Source organism: Dyadobacter alkalitolerans DSM 23607, from assembly GCF_000428845.1.
GTDB classification, from domain to species: Bacteria; Bacteroidota; Bacteroidia; order Cytophagales; family Spirosomataceae; genus Dyadobacter; species Dyadobacter alkalitolerans.
Map to the genome: position 1 here is coordinate 32527 of NZ_AUAS01000004.1, position 20159 is coordinate 52685.

The following is a 20159-nucleotide window of genomic DNA, read 5'->3' on the forward strand; positions in this document are numbered from 1 at the left end:
CAGGATCGGTTTAACCGATCTTTGCAGGAAAAGTTTCAAAAGTTATTTCCCGGCTTTTACGATGGTGACTTTGGCTTCCAAAAAATTAAGCTCAAGAGACTTGAATGTCAGTCGCTCCACATTTACACAGAAAAAGGGATTTTTCTTTTGCTGTGTGTAGAGCCTATGTTCGGTCCGGATTTTTGCCAATCAAAGGAATGGAAGGAGTTTTTCCGGCAATGCAAAGGACAAGGTGACGACGCAGTGCAGACTTTTTTTGAATGTTCGAAATCTAACTAGCTCACAAATGCCAGTTGCAGCCCCGATCTTATTGCCCATATTGACCGCGCTTGTTGAAACGGCAAAAGTAGCAGCAGGCCTGATTATGGCTGCGGCCTTAGACGAAAAGCTAAATGAAATTGACAAGGAAATAGAAAAGTTGAAAAGCACTGCTCCCAATGCGATTCAGGCATGTTCTGAAAAGCTATCCGAAATTGATAAACAAATCAAGGATAAGGATCAAAGTATTCAAGCAATTAAAGAATTTGAACAACGTGAGAAAATGAAGAGGAAAGAGAAAGCGGACATCGAGGCAGACATTGAAAAACTTGAAAAAGATATAAATGGAAGATTGAATGAAGAAGGCCAAGCCAAGTATCGAGAGAAAAAACACGAGCTTTCTAAGTTGTATGAGAAGAAAGGACAGGTCGAGAAGGAAATAGAAAGTGCTAGAAACAGGCGGAAAATTATTGAAGATCGTTTTGGTACACTGGATAAATTACAAAATTCTAAAAGAGACCTAAATAGTGCGAAAGCAAGGGAAATAGCAAGATCAAAGCAGATCGAAAATGATCAATTAGGAGAACAATTGATGAAAGAGGAATTGGCCAAAGTACGTCGGGAAAGTGGCTTAGAAAAAACCGTAGGAAAAGGAGATAAAAATGGTTTTCCCCAAATTGAAAAAGATGTTAATGGTGATGTAATTGGTATTAAATACCCTAAAAATCCACCTAAACCCGAACCCTAATGCCAACCCACCTCCTCCTAGACGCTGCCTGCATGGAAGATGCCATGGATCGGGCACGAGAACTTAATCCGTTGCACTCTTCGCTTTATCGTAACAAAGAGGGGCAGGATGAGATCCTTCCGTCTGTGGCGCCGTTTTTGTTTACATATCCGTACACGGCCGATTTTGAGGATTTTGTGGTAAATGAGGGCTGGGGTAATTCCTGGGGACTTTGGGCAGAAAGCAGTGCTGAATTTGAGGAGCTCTACAAGCATTTCCGCCGGTTCCTAATGGTGCAAACCGCAGATGGACAGGAGCTTTATTTTCGGTTTTATGATCCACGAGTTTTGCGGATTTTCCTGCCTACCTGCGATCAGGATCAGTTGGCAGAGTTTTTTGGGCCGGTTAGTCAGTTCGTCATGGAAGACGAAGATCCGGCTTTTTGCATCCTTTTTTCACTCTGGCAAGGGCAATTGTTTGTGGATCGCCAAGACGCTTTCCTATTGAAGTATATTCTGAATGATGAGGTTAGCCGCTGAATTGCGTTTGCTTGCCTATCGATCACATTCGTAAAAATAGGTGTTGTCCCCGCCGAAGCGATTCGATTTTAACGGGAAGCCTTCGCTGTTATACTGCGTGAAAGCGGTTAATTCTTTTGCCTGCGTTTCGTCCGCCGATCCATATCTATATGTCACCTTGGTGTAACTGGTTACATTATGAACTGTAATCCCTTCCGGTGCCAGATAGGAAGGATGACCCAAAAATACACGCGAGAGCAGATCGATACTCTTTTGATTGTCGTACTTCCATTCTTCAACACAAGTCGTTTCGAAAGGCAAAGCTGGATCTCTGAAAATTTTTCTGGTCAGTTGCCCTTCATTGTCATACTCCAATTTTTGCTTTGCATTGTCTGTAAACTCAATCTCGGAAATCCGGTTATCCGCAATGATATATTTGGTGACCCGGTATGTTTTGGTAAAATTCTGGTGTTTAAGTGTGTACACTTCCCCCGAATTATCGCTGCTTGGGATAACGGATAAGAGCAAGCCGGTTTCAGAATAATTATAAACAGTGCCGTCAACTATGACTTTGGAAACATTGTAATTTGTATGATATTCATACTGTAAGGCCAACTTACTGATCGTACTTCCCCCGGCAGGGTTGTTTCTGTCCTTGACAGTTGTTCTCAAAATTTCGGTGGACGACAGCAACCCATCATTATTGTATTTATAAGAAAATATTCCGGAGCTGATCTCCACAACGACCTGGCTGTTGTTTCTAACGGACAGGCTATAATTTTGCCGGCTAATTAAGCCGTCTGCATAAGTGTAATCGTTGACGATACGGGAGACCGGCGCGCCCGACATTTCGTTTTCTATTTCCGTGCTTCGGAGCGGGAAATCATTTGCGTCATAAGTGAAAAGAGCTTCGTACTTTCCGGTGATCTGGTGCTGCCTTGTGTGTTTGGCAAGTTTGCATTTAGCGTAGATCTGTACGGTTTTCTTTTTTATACTGATCAAATTACCATTTCTGGTAACGAGGATGACGTTATATGCTCCCGCACGCTTATAATTGTGCTTCGGAGAAAGATCCGTGGACAAACTTCCATCTCCGAAGTTCCATAAATACGTGACCCCACTAACGGATTTGTTTGTAAATGTGACGTCGCAATTATAGGTACAGTTCTCTCCGGAAATGTCAAATTCTGCTGTGGGTTGCACCGACTGTAGTGTGGTTACATTTAACCTTTTTATTAATGTGTCGTTTGGGAGGCCACTGGCTTTTGCAACTAACGTGATTGCGTAGCTACGTGGTTCAGAAAAGGTGTGGGATAATTTCTCATCACGCTCACGCGTTTCAACAGGCGTATTATCCCCGAAAAACCATGTGTATGAGGTGGAATTAATGGATTTGTTGGTAATAGACACCGTGCATGGGGCGGGGCATTCAAGGGCCGGAGCAAGTTCGAAAATAGCTTTGGGAAGCGGCCTGTCTGGCGCGTCCACTTTTATACTTTTAGAAACCCCATTGGATCCGCCACCATTTTTAGCTATAAGTCTCACATTGAAATTGCCACCAATCTTGAAATTATGCGTGATCTCAGCATCACCGGTGGTCACAATGGTAGAGGAGTCGCCAAAATCCCATTCATAGGCACTGGCATTCCGCGAAGTATTTTTAAATGTCACAGGCACGCCAGCCTTTATCGTCCCCGTGGGCACTTCGAAATCTGCTTCCGGGAACTCGATTTCTTTGTGACAAGAGAAAACAAGTGTTAAAAAAACCAATGAAATAAGTGCCTTTACCATTTGAGTAATTTTTTTCCTTACGCACAAAGTGTCTTCGAGAACCAGACTTTTGCTAATAAAGATAAAATTGCCGGCATGGAGCAGCAATACGTCATTTGACGTATTTTAGGTAGTGGATATTCCCATAAATTTTGGAAATGCCTTTTGAGGCGTAGTTCGGCAGAGAAGTGGAGTGGCTACTGATCATTGCCAACAATGATCAGTAGCCTGCCAACTAATAAGAACCCAGATAGCTCGATCCTGACTGACCGGTTAATGCGGCTCCCTTGATGACTTCTTTGGTTTTCCAGTTGATCACGTGCAACTTACCCGCTTCGCCGGTTGGTGTCAGCGGAACATATACAAAATCTCCGCTCACCGCAATATTCTGATACTGGCCAAAATCCAAACCAGCTTCGTATTCGTTGCTGATTTTGGTTGCCGTTTTTGCATTCAGGTCAATTAACGCGATGTAGCCGCCTTCTCCGGCAATGTTGTACAAGACAAGGCCAATTCCGTCCTTGATGTATCTCCAAGCCTGGATACGCGTGTCTTTAAGGCTCAAAGCAGCATCCAGGTCAAAATGATAGCCATTATCATAATCGCTATTGCTTTTATTGATGCGCAAAATATCCTTTCCGCCCGTAGCTGTGGCCTGATAAATATTGCCATCATTTCCCACATACTGCGTCATGGTGCGGTAGGAGTGGTTGTTGGTCTTAGAAAGGGTGGAATAGATCAGTTTTGGATTTTGTAAAGAAGGATAATCAACGACCAGCGTCGTTGTTCCCAGCGTGCGGTTAGCAGCATCGTTGGCCCATACCGGCTCCCCGGCAGTGTTATAAGACAATTTTTTCGGGTCAATTTTGCTTACGTTACAACCGATGAATATCTTGGTTTTGTCATCATTCAAAACAGGAACATCGATGCGCCCCACTGCGTAGCCCTGTGCTTCGAGGTCCGCCGGGAAAGGGAAGTCGAATTCGGTGGAGTTGGGCACTCTGGCCTCTTTCAGGTCAATGACAGCGATCCTTACTTTACCCCGGGTGTATTTGAAAACGTGGTTTGGCGCAGCGCCTTCCGTTACCGTCTTGCTTCCGGTTAAATGTACGCCGATCCCGATATTCTCAGCCGCTTTTGTCCAGCGGGGAGAAGTCCCTACGATATCCGACAAGTCCAGTTCGTTGCCTGTATCCTGGTAATCTTTGGCGCCTTTTACCAAATATTTGTTGAATACACCGCCATCTTCACCCGTATACTGAATGTTGTAGAGCTCCGTTCCATCCTCAGAGGCTTGCACACGGGCTGTGCGAGCAGACCGGAGGCCAAAGCCGTTTTTGTATATATCAACTGAAAAGTTTGGGTCGATAGCCTGCGCATGCGTGATGGCGTAAGCCATTGTGCCGCCGTTGCCTGCCGTTCCCTCAGCATCAGGGATCGATGCAGTCAATGAGATAAATTCCCTTTCGCTCACAGGCGTTTGGCCACCACCGTCAGGATCGGTCACATCATCTTTGCAACCGGCAAACGTCATTGCCAAACCCAGGATCACCGCGCTTATCAGATTTTTTTTCATCTTAAATTATTATTATAAAAATTTACTAATTGTGTAATTCAACTTAACTGAGATACTTCTGCCAGGCTTTTGCACACCGAAGTTGTCATACATCTCTGCATTCAGCATGTTTTTGAGATCGAAGCTGGCGACCATCTTACCATTTGGGAACCGGTAGCTGGCCCCCAAATCGTGGTAGAACTGGGTAGGCGTGGTAAACCATTCAGATTCCATCCATACGGTCCCGAAAGCACCGACAAAGCCTGTATTGTAATAAAAATTGAGAATCGAATTTTTCTGGAACTTGTCATTAAGCCGGTACTGAACGCTGCCGTTCATGGTAAAAAACGGCTCGTTGGGAAGCTGCAAGTTGTACAGATCGTGCGGATTGCCCTTTTGGTCAAATTTCTGTTTGAATAAGGTGTTGAATTTGGAGAAGTTGAAGAGTGCATTCAGGCGGTTGTCATATACATAAATTACCTCTCCTTCAAAGCCCCTGGATTGCGTGCGTCCCAGGTTGATATATTTGGTGACCTGAATATCCGCATCGCTTTCCCGTCCCGGCACAATCGCATTTTCGACTGCCTGCTGGGTGATTTTATCAAAGCCATTCCGCCAGAATGCGCTCGCATAGAGCGTCAGTTTGTGTTTGCCGGCCTGGATAGGGCCGTGGCGGAAACCCAGATTGTAATTCACATTCTTTTCAGGGATCAGACCAGGGTTTTCCAGAATGTTGTTTTCGGGATCGCCGTACAGCTGGTTTTCGGTGGCTGTAACGTAGGCGTTTTGGGTGGAACCAATGATGTACATTTTGGAAAATACATTGTAGGAAACCGTAGCGCCATATCCTTTGTTGTGGTTCACCGTTTTGTTGCGCACCCTGTTGATGACATTTGCGCCGTCTTGTTCGATCAGTTCAGGCCGCGTTTGAATGGTTCGGTTGGAGGTGTATTTTCCCAGCAGGTTCGTTTTGAGCTTGTCGTTGAAGAACTGCGCTTCATAGTTTAAGGCAAGAATGTTGTTCACTACACTGCTTACAGTCACCATTTCCTTCCGCTCAGGATTCAGCAGGTCATTGTCATCCCTGTCGGTGGTTTCCAGCTTGTGATTAAGGGAAATTCTGTGACCCGGAAAAACAGTGTATCCTAGATTAGAGCGCATATTGGTGATCTGCCGGTTTACTTCCACAATGCTCTTGGCACCTTGCTGGCCCATTCCCGGAGTCGGTGGCACGGGCACAACTTCCCCGTTCCGGATGAGCATTCTGGGTTTTCCGTCCCAGTTGTAAACCTGGCCAACTGTATCCTGAACATATGTGCTCCTGTAACTGCGGACCGCATTCACATTCAGCGCCAATCCTTTGGCCAGGAAATTGTTCTTATTATAAATCAGGCTGACCACATGCGCCTGATACTCGCCAAACCTGCCGACGTAAGGCCTTGCCATGGTTGTGCCGTGCGGGATTTCGCTGTAAGTGTCTGAAATATTGTAACCTATGAAAAACTGGTCCGCCCATTTCACATTCGTAAATCCGATTTCAAACCTGCCGCCGATTGACTTATAAGCATTATTGAATCTTTTGGCCCTGTAATACCGCTCCAATGTTCGGTCGGGATGCACAAATTTTGAAAACTTGCCCCAGGTGGTGTAGCTGTTGTCGGTGTATGTGTAAAAGCCTGATGCCCTTGTGGTAAAACCAGTTTGCTTGTTACGATAGATTCCGGAAAGATCGGCCTGAAATGTGTTGAAAGATCCGTAGGCAACCGCAGCTGTAATGTTGTTTTGGGAAGCGTCTTTTTTCAAAACAACATTGATGGCCCCGCCCACATAATCGCCTGTCAAATGCGAGGGCAACACACCCTTGTAAACCTCAATGCGTTCGATCATTGCAGGTGGAATGTTGTTCAGATTGAATGAAGACCCATAAGTTGAAATCTCAATGCCATCCAGGAAAATCCCAACCGCACTGCCTGACATGCCATTCAGGTTATACTCCACCCGCGATCCGATCCCACCGTTTTGACGTACGCGGACGCCTACGGCCCGGTCCAGCAGTTCATTGGTGGTTAAGTTGCGGAGCGAAGCTTCTTTTGTTTCAATGATTGCGACTGCAAATCCCTGCGTTTCAAGCTGTTTCTTTTCCGTTTTCTGAACAATCTGCACTTCGTTGAGATCCTGGGCGGTTTTTGCTACAACCGCGTTAAACTCTTGCGTGGGTTTGTGAACGTGGATCCTGGAAGTTTTGGATTTGATTTCGACAGACGTAATCATAATTTCCTGATGGCCGTAAGGCACATCTTTCAATGTGTAGGTGCCATCGGTTTCAGAGAAAGTGGCGATGCTGGTCCCGTTAACCCTTATGGTTACAAAGCTGACCACCGAACCCTTATCGTCGCTGATTTTTCCTTTGATTACTGCGGTTTTCAGGGCAGATGTCTGTGCAAAAGTATGAAGATGGAAAAGGGTAACAATTGCTGTAAAGAGTAGAGTAGGCTTCAATAACATTCGATGATTTTTCTTAATTAACTGCCTGACAGTTGCCACTGCCGGGTTTTCAAGAGTAGGTGTGAAGCAAGTCTTATTTAGACTAAGTCTATTGAGCGCAAATATAGGCCCCGATATTTTGAATAGCAAGATAAAAAAGACAAATGTTACCTGGGGTAACAAGAATTACGTGTCTATATAAAATGCCGTTAGTTCAACAGGCCGTTTTCCAACTTCCATCATCGTTAAAATTTTATCTGTTAGCACGGACATTTTTATGTTGAAAAAGATAAAAATACGGTACTAATGACCGTTACCTAGTTATAATATCTAAAAATATGGCAATGTGTAGAGATTAAATGCTTCCTTCCTAGCTTTGCGTAGATATTTAATCCTTTGCCGGATACAAAATATCGCGAATCGTTCTTTACCATAACAACTGGAAACAGGTTCCTGACGAAGGTCGGATTAATAGGGAATCGTGTGGAATTCACGAGCTGTCGCGCAACTGTGAGTAGCCGCCGTAGAGGGCAGGTTACGAGTCAGGTTACTGCCTGTTACCAATGTTAAGCAAAGCGCTTGTAACAATTTTTATTTAAACAAACGACAAAATGCTAACACAAAACCTTGGCTACCCGCGGATTGGTGGACAAAGACAACTCAAAAAAGCCTGTGAGCAATTCTGGGCAGGTAAGATCGATCTGGCTGAGCTTTACAATGTGGCTCAAAAGATCAAAGAAGAGAACTGGCAGACGCAGCTGGAAGCGGGCATCGACCTGATCCCCTGCAACGATTTCAGTTTCTATGACCAGACATTGGATACAAGCCTCTTACTAGGCGTCGTTCCGCAGCGTTATGAGGCAGTGCGCTCGCAGGCAACGGATAATGGAGAGCTGGATCTGTATTTTGCGATGGCGCGCGGATACCAAAAGAATGGTCTGGATATTACAGCCATGGAAATGACCAAATGGCTGGACACGAACTACCATTACATTGTGCCCGAATTCAAAGCCGATCAGCAATTCCGCATCAACAACGAAAATATTTTCAACGAATATAACCAGGCCAAAGCACTGCTGGGAGCAAAAGCTAAGCCAGTGATCATCGGGCCGGTAAGCTATCTTTTGTTGGGTAAAGAAAAAGAGGCAGGGTTCGAGCGCATTGAGCTTATCAGCAGCCTGGTTCCGGTCTATATTGAGATCATTAACCGCCTGGGCCAATCGGGTGCAACATGGATTCAGCTCGACGAGCCTTGCCTGGCTCTTGATCTTACCAAGAAAGAAAAGGAAGCATTTGAATTTGCCTACAAAACCATCGCCCAGCAGGTTAGCGGCGTGAAGATTTTGGTGGCTACCTATTTTGAAGCATTACTGGATAATACGAGCCTGGCCGTTGGCCTGCCGGTTGATGCATTGCATGTGGATCTGGTAAGGGCTCCGGAGCAATTGGAGGAAGTGCTTTCGCTGATTCCGGACCGCTTGATTTTATCCGTGGGCGTAGTAGACGGGCGTAACGTCTGGAAAAACGACTATGAAAAATCTTTGCAGCTGATCAATCGGACCGTCGATAAGTTGGGAGCAGATCGTGTTATCATTGCACCGTCCTGCTCACTGCTGCACAGCCCGATCGATCTGGAACTGGAAACGGCCATTGATCCGGAAATCAAAAACTGGATGGCTTTTGCCAGGCAAAAATTGGTTGAGATCAATGCGCTAAGCCAGATTGCTGACGGAAATACAGAATTGTTAGCGGAAAATAAAGCAGCGATCGTAAGCAGAAGATCCTCGCAAAAAGTGCATAAGCAAGCCGTGAAAGACCGGGTGGCCGCTATCACGGATGCAGACGCAACGCGCAGTACGGCTTTTCCGGTGCGCCAGCAAATCCAGCGCGAGCGTTTCAACTTGCCCGCATTCCCGACAACGACCATTGGTTCATTCCCGCAAACAGACGATATTCGCCAGCTGCGCGCCAGGTTCAAAAAAGGCGATCTGACGCTCGCAGAATATGAAAATGCAATTGAACAGGCTACGATCGAAGCAATCCGCTGGCAGGAAGAAATCGGCTTAGATGTGTTGGTGCACGGTGAATTTGAGCGCAACGATATGGTCGAATACTTCGGCGAGCAGCTTGACGGGTTTTTATTTACAAAAAATGGTTGGGTTCAAAGCTATGGAAGCCGGTGTGTAAAGCCGCCGGTTATCTATGGCGACATCAGCCGTCCTGCTGATATGACGGTGCGGTGGAGCACATTTGCCGCTGCCCAAACCGACAAACCCATGAAAGGCATGTTGACCGGCCCGGTTACCATTTTGCAATGGTCGTTTGTACGCGATGACCAGCCGCGTGAGCAGACCAGCAACCAAATTGCGCTGGCGATTCACGATGAAGTGCTGGCGTTGGAAAAAGCCGGAATCGGCATTATCCAGATCGACGAGGCCGCCATCCGCGAGGGTTTGCCGCTCCGCAAAGCCAAGCGCCCGCATTACCTGGCATGGGCTGTGCGTGGATTCCGCATCACCGCCAGCGGCGTTCAGGACCGGACGCAGATCCATACCCACATGTGTTACAGTGAATTTAATGATATCATTGAACACATTGCCGCGATGGATGCCGATGTGATCACCATTGAAACATCCCGCTCGCAGATGGAGTTGTTGCAGGCATTCGCGCATTTCGAATATCCAAACGAAATCGGGCCGGGCGTTTACGACATTCATTCTCCGCGCGTGCCAACCACAGAAGAAATGACCTCGCTGCTGGCCAAAGCGGCAGATCTGTTGCCCGCACAAAATCTTTGGGTTAACCCGGATTGCGGTTTGAAAACCCGTAAATGGCCTGAAACAAAAGCTGCTCTGGAAAATATGGTAGCTGCTGCCAGACAGGCGCGGGAGCAAATTGCAACAGAAGTGTAAATCAAAATCAGGAAGGGCGGGCATTCCATTACGGGCATTCCATTATATATTTGAACAAAAAAATAAAAAAGCAGCAAGGAGCCGTATTCAAACTACCATTTATGTTTTTAGAAAAGATCAAATCCAGACAGTCCGGTGTAATGCTTTACGGCATCACTCCTCCAAAGGCAGGCACAACCCCTGAGCGGGTTGCAGAAATCGCAGATAAAACAATTGCCCGCCTTTCGTCCCTGGATATCGATGCACTCGTCGTATATGACGTACAAGATGAATCTGCCAGGACGAATCAGGAAAGGCCGTTCCCATTTATCAATGCGATGGATCCCCTTGATTTTGCCTCTGAACATCTGGGTAGTTTGAATGTTCCTAAAATCATTTACCGGCCCGCAGGTAAATTTACCAATGCAGAATTAACAGATTGGCTTGAAAAGCTGCATCAGCAGACATTTTATCCCGTTTTTGTAGGCGTGCCCGCGCCGGATTTTCAGGTGAAGACCAGTCTTTCGGAAGCCTACAAAATTTGGGAAAAGCACAAGGTTACATCCGTTATCGGAGCAGTGACCATTCCGGAAAGACATCATGTATTAAAGGATGAGGATGTAAGGATACTCGACAAAATGAGCAGCGGCGTTTCTTATTTCATATCCCAATGTGTCTTTGATCTGGATTATGCAAAGCAGCTTATCGCGGACCTTTCGGCCAGCTGCAAAAGCAAGCAGACAGACCCGCCAACGATCATCTTTACAATCACAGCCTGCGGATCTGCCAAAACGCTCGATTTTATGGAGTGGCTGGGCATTCACTTGCCTGCCCAGGTAAAGGAAGATCTCCGTCAGGCAGACGATATGCTTGAAAGGTCCGTGGAAATATGCCTTGAAATCGCCTCGGAGCTTACCGCGTTTTGCATGGAACACGCAATTCCCTTTGGCTTCAATATTGAAAGTGTCGCAATCCGTAAAGCGGAGATTGAAGCTTCTATTGATATGGCATCTGCAATAAATCAATTGCTTAGGGATGCAGGATTAAGGAATTAAAAACGGTAAACAGTTTTGCCGATATTCCGGCTGGCAATGAAATTCCGTATTTCGGCTAAAAGGCTCAGGCCCTGGTCTTGAAACAAATGCTGACGGATTGAGCTATTTCAATATATCCTTCAAAAACAACCGGTTTTACAATGTAGGCATTCACTCCCTGATCGTAGCAATGCCTGATCAGCTCCGCATTGGAGCTCGTGGAGACGATGATCACCGGGATGTGCCTGCATAAGGGGTCGCTCTTTATCCTTTTCAAAGCTTCCAGCCCCGTGAGCCGGGGCATATTCATGTCCATTAATATCAATGCGGGCTGTTCGGGCAAGTTGTTGGCAAGCGCATCCAGCAGCAACTGGCCGTCAACGAACTCTTGTACTTCTATGTCTTGGATTACGTTTTCCAGCGCTTCCCGCAGAAGCATCCGGTCATCGGAGTCATCGTCGACAATATATACGGTTTTCTTAGCCAGCATCATCTTAATACGTTATCGATCTCTTGCAATCCCCTTGGCAGGAGATATCGTCAGGGCTCTCGTTGTCCTTTTTTGAGGTATAATTTGAGCCAAATTACGCACTAATATGGCAACAACAAACCAAAACCGGTCTGACAAGGCTTTCTCAATGCAGACCGGTCTCATTAAATGCCACTTGCGAAAACAAAGAAATGATCCGCCCGCGGCCCGTTATTTTCAAATCACCTGCTTTTGCCGAAGAACTTTTGCTTGGGACTATCTTTTTTGATGAAGCCTTTTACGGCCTCGGCCAGCTCGATGGGGTAGTCAGATTCTATGATCGAGGCGCCATCTTTTGCAATGGAAATGTAGGCGGCTTTGCGCTCCTCGGCGCTTTTGAGTTTGTCGTAGGAAGAGGCGGCTGAGATCATCGCCATCGCGCCGGCTTTGTTGAGCAAACTGTAAAGCTCCTGGTTGTCGGGCTTTACGGTGGGGCCAATGTAGGCGATCAGTTGGGTGAAGGGGATGCCAGCTTTCTGATAACTTTCAAATTCTGCTTTGGTTTTGATGAATGCCGAAAATGTACTGTTAGGGTTGTTTTTTAAATAAAACGCAGCCTCTTCGGGCTTATGGACGGTCATCATGACAAATGCATCAGCTTTGTGTTTGCGGATCAGTGCAGCAGTCATTTCCAGGGGGACATCCTTGTGGTCCAGGTTCAGGATCGTTTTTCCGCGGCCCCATTCAATGACTTCACTTAATGTCGGGATCGGAAAATCGGTCACATTACCTTCGGCATCTTTCAGCCTGAATTGTTTGAGCTCGGCGTAAGTGTAATCTGAGAGTTTGCCTTTCCCCGTCGTAGTCCGGTCCAGCGTAGCGTCGTGCATGAGCACCATGACGCTGTCTTTGGTAAGCCGCGGATCGATCTCGAAAAATGCAGGCGTATGTTTTAATGTATTTTCAAAAGTCGCAATCGAATTTTCGGGAAAACCTTTCACCATTCCGCCCCGATGGCCGGCAATAAGCAGCACATCATTTCCGGTGTATTTAAAAAACGCATGCAGGTCCCTGGCACTTTTCAATCTAAGCACATTCATTTGATCCTGACCATTCACCGCACTTATCGCCCCAAGAAGAAACAAGCCGGTTACAGCAGAAAATAAAAAAGACTTTTTCATAAAAATGGGTTTAGTAGACTATTGTGTAAAACAAAGTCGTGAATGTAGTGCCGTTTCCCGAGTTCCTATATTAAATTTTGGTAACCTTTCCTTCTGGCACAGTGAATGTCACCCGTAGAGGGGTTTTGGAACCGATTGGCAAAGTTTTAATACAGAAACCCGTATTAAGAATTGATTTATTCATTACAAAACTTCATTAACATGTCTGAAACAACCAAAGCATCGCTTCAAAATCCACTCACCAAGTATCCCAAGCCACCATTTAACAAGCAGCCCCAGCAAGTGCCGGGCCTGGCTTCCCAAATGGACCCCAAGCCTGACCACGGCGAAAACAGCTACAAAGGATCCGGACGCCTCGCGGGCAGAAAGGCCCTGATCACAGGCGGCGATTCCGGGATCGGGCGTGCAGCAGCGATTGCCTACGCACGTGAAGGAGCTGACGTGGCCATTAATTATTTGCCCCAGGAGCAATCTGATGCCGACGAAGTGATCGCGCTCATTGAAGCCGAGGGCAGGAAAGGATATGCCATTCCGGGTGATATAACCCAGGAATCCTTTTGCCAGGAGCTTGTAGCGCAGGCGGTCCAGCAATTGGGAGGCCTGGATATCCTGGTTAATAATGCAGGCCACCAGCAGGCGGTGGATTCTTTGCTCGACATTACATCCGAAGGATTTGATGCTACGATTAAAACCAACATTTATGCGCCGTTCTGGATTACAAAGGCTGCATTGCCGCATCTGGCAGAAGGCTCCGTGATTATTGCTACTTCATCGGTCCAGGCTTATGATCCGTCTGAAAATCTGTTTGATTATGCCCAAACCAAGGCAGCCAATGTGGCTTATGTCAAGTCGCTGGCCAAGCAGCTCGGGCCTAAGGGGATCCGGGTAAATGGCGTTGCGCCGGGACCCGTATGGACTCCGTTGCAGGTGAGTGGTGGACAGCCACAGGATAAGATCGTGGAATTTGGGGAAGCTACGCCCCTGGGAAGACCAGGCCAGCCAGCCGAGCTTGCATCCATTTTCGTGCAGCTTGCAGATGCGGAGGCCAGCTATGCAACCGGACAAATTTACGGAGCCGCAGGTGGTGGCGGGCATCCATAATGCGTAGCTTTGCGCATAGTGTAGAAAAACCGCAATAAAAAACGAATGGAAACGAATAAGGACTTTAAGTCGATTGAGAATATTGAATTGGTTTTTCTGAAACCGGAAGACTACGAGGAGATCAAAGAAATGATGATAGAAACCTATTCCAGTATGCCTAACGCATACTGGAAAGAACATCACATTAAAACGTTGATCACCATTTTTCACGAGGGCCAGGTAGGCATCAGGGTAGATAACGAGCTGGCCGGATGTGCATTATCGATCATTGTAGACTATGATAAAGTTGACTCTAAACATACGTATAGGGAAATAACCGGAAATTATAGTTTCAAGACGCATACCAATAAAGGCGATGTGTTGTACGGGATCGATGTGTTCATCCGCCCCAAGTATCGTGGCCTGCGGCTGGGAAGACGATTATATGATTACAGGAAAGAACTTTGCGAGAAATTGAACCTAAAAGGAATCGTATTCGGCGGCCGTATCCCAAACTACCACCAATATTCCGACACAATCTCTCCCAAAGAATACATTGAAAAGGTAAGAAATAAGGACATTCACGATCCTGTCTTGAATTTCCAGCTGTCCAACGACTTTCATCCGGCGAGGATATTACAAGGATATCTGGAAGGCGACAAGGATTCCAATGAGTACGCCGTGCTGCTCGAATGGGATAATGTCTATTATGAAAAGAGCTCGGACCAGGCTGCATTTACAAAGTCGATCATCCGGCTAGGATTGATACAATGGCAAATGCGCTTGTATAGCGACTTTGATGAGCTGATGCAGCAGGTTGAATATTTCGTGGATGCAGTATCGGGTTACCGATGTGATTTTGCGCTGTTCCCCGAGTTCTTCAATGCGCCTTTGATGTCTGATTACAATCACTTATCCGAACCGGACGCGATCAGGAAGCTGGCCGAATACACGGAGAAAATCGTTTCCCGGTTCTCTGAGCTGGCTATCTCCTATAACATCAACATCATAACCGGAAGCATGCCGGAAGTGGTTGACAACAGCCTTTATAATGTGGGTTATTTGTGTAAAAGGGATGGCGGCATTGAGCGCTTCGAGAAGTTGCACGTCACCCCGGATGAAGCCAAGGTATGGGGAATGCAGGGTGGAAACACGATAAAAACATTCAATACAGACTGTGGAAAGATCGGGATCCTGATTTGCTATGATGTCGAATTCCCTGAACTAAGCCGCATTTTGGCAGACGAGGGGATGAACATTTTGTTTGTACCATTCCTGACCGATACCCAAAACGGATATTCCAGGGTAAGAAACTGTGCGCAGGCCAGGGCCATCGAAAATGAGTGCTATGTTGCCATTGCAGGCAGCGTGGGCAACTTGCCCAAAGTGCATAACATGGACATTCAATATGCCCAATCCATGGTGTTTACGCCCTGCGATTTTTCTTTTCCTACCAACGGGATCAAAGCTGAAGCAACGCCCAATACCGAAATGATCCTGATCGCCGATGTCGATATCGATATGTTGAGGGAATTAAATCAATTTGGAAGTGTCCGGAATTTGAAAGACAGAAGATCAGATATTTATACGCTCGTTCGGAATCACGAAAGCCAGAAAAATAGTTTGGCCGCAGGAAATCCCAAAGAACACATTTAATGCTATTGTAATTAATTGCCGCATGAAAACTGAGAAACAGAAAATGCTCGATGGCGAGCTCTACGTCGCTTTGGACCCGGAACTGACCCAGGAACGCACCCAGACACGCTTGTTGCTGCTGGAATTAAATGCCGGTCGGGAAGATGAGCCGGAGAAAAGGGCTGCTATTTTAAAGCAATTAATTCCGAACGCCGGCGCTAACCTTTGGCTGCAACCGCCGTTTTATTGCGACTATGGAAGCAACATTATCGTTGGCGACAGTGTTTTCTTCAACTTCAATTGTGTCGTGCTCGACGTCACTTACGTGCGTATTGGAAGCCGTACGCTTTTTGGGCCTAATGTTCAGATTTACACCGCGACGCATCCCATCGATCATGTTACCAGGGCTTCCGGCGTCGAATCGGCGAAACCTATTACGATTGGAGAGGATGTATGGATAGGGGGCAGCGCTGTTATCAATCCTGGTGTGACGATTGGCGACCGGACCATTATCGGTGCCGGCAGCGTGGTCACCAAGGATATTCCCGCAGACGTATTTGCGGCCGGTAATCCCTGCCGCGTTATCCGGTCGCTTACGGTAAATGACTCCCGGGACACGGATTAGAAAGGCGACTTCCTGAATGATACTGCCCCGTTTTGATCCTTTGTGTAAACCGCATAGCAGTTATCATTATACTGAGGGTCAAAACTGGGATTTGCTGCATTAAGGGTTTTAGGAAATGGTTTGGATGCATCAAAAAAGTAGACCGTAGTGGTGCCATATTTCGTGTAAGGCATCATATCGCCATATTTTTGCATTTCATCAAAAACAGGCCCCTCAACCGATGCAGCATAAATTCTGATAATAGGACCCTGGTTGTTTTCATTCCGGAATGTGGCGACTTCCGTAAAATTCCCTTTTAGATCATCCACAGTCGGCTGCGAGGTCGAATCGTAGATAATGTAACCGATCACAGCAATGATCAATATGAGAAAAATGTATTTTTTGTTTTGAATCATGATCGGTTACTAAATAATAAAACCCTGCAAATTACGAGAAACGGTTGCGCGCGTCGTAGGCAAGGCCAAGTCCTACACTGGAAAGCTTGTTTTCTTCCGACCATTCCGCTGCCGGAAAAAGCTGCCTGAAATGTTGCTGGATCAGCGGGATTTCGGTTGAGCCGCCCGTCATAATTACCAGCCCGATACTTTCCGGCGTAACGCCGGCTGCTTGCAGGCATTCCCTGGCCGACTGCACAATGCGCTCCGTTTTTGTAATGATAGCAGCGTCAAAATCCTTTCTGGCAACGTCAATGCGCAAGTCCTGATCAATAAAACCCAACGTAGCAGCAAAGCTTTCACTGCTGGCCAGGCCAATCTTGATCTTTTCCGTTTCTGCCAATACGGCATGTCCCGTTTCTTGTTCGAGCACATTGATGAGCCTTCCATAACGCACCGGATCGTGTGTCTCGCGCAGCAACTGTTTAGCCTGAAATAAAATTCTGTTGGTATATAAAAAATTCACTTTGCTCCATTCAGACAGGTCAAAGTAATGGTAGGAGGGCACTTCGAGATTCTTGGTGCCATACTTGGAGCGGAAACCCAGCTCAGGCATCATTTCGGCCAGGCTCAGGTCGCGGTCGAAATCATTTCCGCCGAGCCGCACGCCTGTGTTGGCCAGAATGTCCTCGTTCCTGTCGTGCTTGGTGGCATTTTCCTGGGACAGCCTGATAATGGTAAAATCCGAAGTTCCACCGCCCAGATCCACCACCATTGCCAGTTTTTCTCCGCTAACCCTGGCTTCATGGGCAAATGCAGCTGCGATGGGCTCAAACTGGAACCCTACATGTTCAAAACCCAGGTTTTGGGCGATCTGTTTCAGCTCATTCTCTGCCCGCTGATCGGCAGCAGCATCATTATCGACGAAATGAACCGGCCGACCCATCACCACATGCCGCAGTTCCGTTCCGCAATCGGCCTCGGCTTTGCGCTTCATCTGGTCGAGGAATGCGGCAATAATCTGATCAAATTTCATCAGCTCGCCATTGACCATCGTGCCCTGGCGCATGGCTGAACTACCCAGAACGCGTTTGAGGCTGCGCATCAACCTGCCCGGCTGGCGGGTCAGGAATCGCTCGGTTGCTTCCCGGCCGAAGTACGCGTGGTTGTCTTTTCTAGCAAAAAACATGGCGCTGGGAATGGTCTGGTTATCATTTTCAACCGGAACCAGAAAAACATCGTTTTGATTTGCCACAGCCAGGCTGGAATTGGAAGTGCCGAAATCGATACCGCAAAAAACAGAAGTAGTCATCATTTGAAAAATTGGGCGCGCAATTTCCCATTATTTACCCGGCAATCCAAACGAAAACTCAGCTTTATGAAGGCTTTGATTAGTCGCCAAGCATCTTACGAAGATATCTGGCAGCCTTGGTAAGCGATCCCAGCTTGTCGGATAATGTGCCGATCAGTGCGCCGTCGGCTTGCTCGATGTCGTTCATGTTAATGCCCGATTCGAGTTGTTTTGGATAGATCAGCAGCAGGCTTTGCTCCTGAAAATAATTGGAGAAGTAACCCGGAAGTTTTTCCAATTGTGAAAGATAGGACGCCGACCCTTTTCTTGCCGAGACGATCACAAAGAAGTCGTCTATTTTCAGCTCGCGGGAAAAAATCAGAAAGTCGTCCCAGGCGCTGAAAAGACTAAATTCCACTTCGACAGTCGTCGTTTTACGCGCCAGAACGCTTTTAATTGCCTTGATAGTCTGTCCTGAGGCATAGAAATGAATCGGCATTGCATTGATCTTTGCCAGCGTGAGCAGCTTACCAAGCCAATGCAAAAAGCCAGGCTCATTACTGCCGGCCGGGGGCACGGCAACCACAATCCGCGTGAGCGTATTAAATGGCTGGGCCGGCTTGTAAATATAGATCGTTTCAAAAACGCGCTTGACGATGTTTTCAACTTTAGGGCCAAGAAATGTTTTGTGATCCGTTCTCTGATGTAAGCCAATGACCACATCCGTAATATTCTGTTCCTTAATAGAGTAGGTGATTCCGTTGCTGATATTGGCATCATAACGGGTCAGCGGAACGAGCATGTTTTCCGAAGAGCTGGCATGCTGAACTGCTTTATTGAGAATTCTCTTGCCGTGGGACGCCGAATCGTTTTTTTGATCTTCATCCGTAACAATGTGCAAGCCATAGAGCGGGATCGAAACGCGTTTTGCTTTCAGCATAATCCCAAAATCAACCAGGTCGGCGATCATATCGGGATAGGAAAGCGAAACCAGGATTTTTTCGTTGCTTACAGCGTCGGCTTCTCCGGGGCTTTCTTCATCCTGCGTGAGCGCGAGCCTTTTGGAAGCTCTTTCTACAACAAATGAACTGACCGCGCAGCTAACCAGAATAAGTACAATGGTGCCGTTCAGCACATCTTCGTCCAAAAGCCTGATGGGCTCGCCCAGCGCTGTTTCCCCGATGATAATGTTGTATCCTACCAAAATAATCGCCAGCGTAGCAGCCGCATGCGAGGCACTCAGGCCAAAGATCATCAGCCCTTCATCGGCAGACAGCCGGAACACTTTCTGTGTGATCCATGCTGCCAGATATTTACTCGACAATGCAATCACCAGGATAACCCCCGCCACTCTTAATGCGCCCCATCCATGCGTTAATACGCTGATGTTGACAAGCATACCCACGCTGATCAGAAAAAAGGGAATGAACAGCGCATTGCCCACAAAGTCGATGCGGTTCATCAGCGGGGAGGAATGCGGGACAAATTTATTTAAAACCAAACCTGAAAAGAATGCGCCGATAATGGCCTCCACACCTGCAATCTCAGCTAAGAAAGAGGCCAGAAACACCATTGCCAGCACAAATATGTACTGCGAAACGCTATCGTCGAAACGCTTGAAAAACCAGCGGCAGATTATTGGGAAAACAAATAATACCACCGCCACAAAAACAACGAAAGAAAAGCCGAGCCGAAACCAGAATGCCGGTGAAACATCGCCCTTCGGAGATCCTGCAACCCCCGCCAGGATAAGCAGCGCGAGAATGTCGGTGATCATTGTCCCGCCCACCGTCATATTAATGGCCCGGTTCCGGGCTACGCCGTATTTGCTGGCAATGGGATAGGAAACCAATGTGTGCGTGGAAAACATGCTGGCCAGCAGCAGCGAGGACAATAACCCGTAACCCAGGATATAATAACTTGCCAGCGTACCGCTGATCAGCGGCAGTAAAAATGTGGTTAACCCAAATACAATGATCTTGTTACGGTTCTTTTTGAATTCGGCCAGATCAATTTCCAGGCCGGCCAGGAACATAATGTAAAGCAGACCAACCGTTCCAAAAAGCACAATGCTGCTGTCCCGGCTTAGCAGGTTTAATCCATACGGCCCGACGATCATCCCTGAAATAATAAGCCCGATTATGTGGGGGACTTTGATCCGGTTAAAAAGGATAGGTGCAAAAAGGATGATAAAGAGCACCACCGAAAAAATAATAACGGGGTTTTTAAGGGGTAAGGAGAGATCCAGTAACAGCAACGAATTCATA

General features: G+C 46.9%; 15 protein-coding genes and 1 riboswitch. Of the genes, 7 read left to right on the forward strand and 8 right to left on the reverse strand.

What is annotated here, in order from left to right; translation table 11 throughout:
• Nucleotides 1–286: 286 nt before the first annotated feature.
• Together G395_RS0108620 and G395_RS31045 are read left to right on the forward strand one after the other, a co-directional pair.
• Nucleotides 287–1006: an AAA family ATPase gene (locus G395_RS0108620; RefSeq protein ID WP_026629683.1), complete on the forward strand. Its 720-nt coding sequence runs from the start codon at nt 287–289 to the stop codon at nt 1004–1006.
• Nucleotides 1006–1524 (forward strand): DUF4123 domain-containing protein, encoded by a 519-nt coding sequence (locus tag G395_RS31045; protein WP_084439507.1) that lies wholly within the window; start codon nt 1006–1008, stop codon nt 1522–1524. The genes G395_RS0108620 and G395_RS31045 overlap by 1 nt, the downstream gene beginning before the upstream one ends.
• Before the next feature lie 15 nt (nt 1525–1539).
• On the opposite strand, the gene G395_RS0108630 is transcribed toward G395_RS31045, so the two are convergent.
• The 3 genes from G395_RS0108630 to G395_RS0108640 all read right to left on the reverse strand — a co-directional run bounded on the left by G395_RS0108630 (nt 1540) and on the right by G395_RS0108640 (nt 7333).
• A complete protein-coding gene (locus G395_RS0108630; RefSeq protein ID WP_026629684.1) occupies nt 1540–3294 on the reverse strand; it encodes a PKD domain-containing protein in 1755 nt (584 codons plus the stop codon).
• A gap of 214 nt (nt 3295–3508) precedes the next feature.
• On the reverse strand, nt 3509–4849 hold the full coding sequence (locus tag G395_RS0108635) for a DUF4374 domain-containing protein (RefSeq protein ID WP_026629685.1): 1341 nt from the start codon (nt 4847–4849) through the stop codon (nt 3509–3511).
• Nucleotides 4850–4861: 12 nt separating this feature from the next.
• On the reverse strand, nt 4862–7333 hold the full coding sequence (locus tag G395_RS0108640) for a TonB-dependent receptor (protein WP_026629686.1): 2472 nt from the start codon (nt 7331–7333) through the stop codon (nt 4862–4864).
• Between the two features lie 409 nt (nt 7334–7742).
• A riboswitch (cobalamin riboswitch) is annotated at nt 7743–7884 on the forward strand.
• Nucleotides 7885–7923: 39 nt separating this feature from the next.
• On the opposite strand from G395_RS0108640, the gene metE reads away from it, so the two are divergent.
• Together metE and G395_RS0108650 are read left to right on the forward strand one after the other, a co-directional pair.
• Nucleotides 7924–10224: a 5-methyltetrahydropteroyltriglutamate--homocysteine S-methyltransferase gene (gene metE / locus G395_RS0108645; RefSeq protein WP_026629687.1), complete on the forward strand. Its 2301-nt coding sequence runs from the start codon at nt 7924–7926 to the stop codon at nt 10222–10224.
• Nucleotides 10225–10325: 101 nt separating this feature from the next.
• Nucleotides 10326–11258: a methylenetetrahydrofolate reductase gene (locus tag G395_RS0108650; protein WP_026629688.1), complete on the forward strand. Its 933-nt coding sequence runs from the start codon at nt 10326–10328 to the stop codon at nt 11256–11258.
• A gap of 64 nt (nt 11259–11322) precedes the next feature.
• Here the strand turns inward: G395_RS0108650 and G395_RS0108655 are convergent, their stop codons facing one another.
• A complete protein-coding gene (locus G395_RS0108655; RefSeq protein ID WP_026629689.1) occupies nt 11323–11730 on the reverse strand; it encodes a response regulator in 408 nt (135 codons plus the stop codon).
• Between the two features lie 218 nt (nt 11731–11948).
• Nucleotides 11949–12887: a glycerophosphodiester phosphodiesterase family protein gene (locus G395_RS0108660; protein WP_026629690.1), complete on the reverse strand. Its 939-nt coding sequence runs from the start codon at nt 12885–12887 to the stop codon at nt 11949–11951.
• Nucleotides 12888–13088: 201 nt separating this feature from the next.
• Between G395_RS0108660 and G395_RS0108665 the strand changes: the two genes are divergently transcribed.
• The 3 genes from G395_RS0108665 to G395_RS0108675 are packed head-to-tail and all read left to right on the forward strand — an operon-like array spanning nt 13089 to nt 16227.
• Complete coding sequence (locus G395_RS0108665; RefSeq protein WP_026629691.1) at nt 13089–13988, forward strand: SDR family oxidoreductase; 900 nt, start codon at nt 13089–13091, stop codon at nt 13986–13988.
• Between the two features lie 45 nt (nt 13989–14033).
• Complete coding sequence (locus G395_RS28955; RefSeq protein ID WP_035360796.1) at nt 14034–15623, forward strand: carbon-nitrogen hydrolase family protein; 1590 nt, start codon at nt 14034–14036, stop codon at nt 15621–15623.
• Between the two features lie 22 nt (nt 15624–15645).
• Nucleotides 15646–16227 (forward strand): sugar O-acetyltransferase, encoded by a 582-nt coding sequence (locus G395_RS0108675; protein WP_026629692.1) that lies wholly within the window; start codon nt 15646–15648, stop codon nt 16225–16227.
• Here the strand turns inward: G395_RS0108675 and G395_RS0108680 are convergent.
• From G395_RS0108680 to G395_RS0108690, 3 genes are all read right to left on the reverse strand, one after another.
• Complete coding sequence (locus tag G395_RS0108680; protein WP_026629693.1) at nt 16224–16622, reverse strand: hypothetical protein; 399 nt, start codon at nt 16620–16622, stop codon at nt 16224–16226. The two genes, G395_RS0108675 and G395_RS0108680, sit on opposite strands and share 4 nt — an antisense overlap.
• Nucleotides 16623–16653: 31 nt before the next feature.
• Nucleotides 16654–17913 carry an Hsp70 family protein gene (locus tag G395_RS0108685; protein WP_026629694.1) on the reverse strand — a complete coding sequence of 420 codons (1260 nt, stop codon included), beginning with the start codon at nt 17911–17913 and terminating at the stop codon, nt 16654–16656.
• Between the two features lie 79 nt (nt 17914–17992).
• On the reverse strand, nt 17993–20158 hold the full coding sequence (locus G395_RS0108690; protein WP_035360799.1) for a cation:proton antiporter: 2166 nt from the start codon (nt 20156–20158) through the stop codon (nt 17993–17995).
• Nucleotide 20159 lies beyond the last annotated feature (1 nt).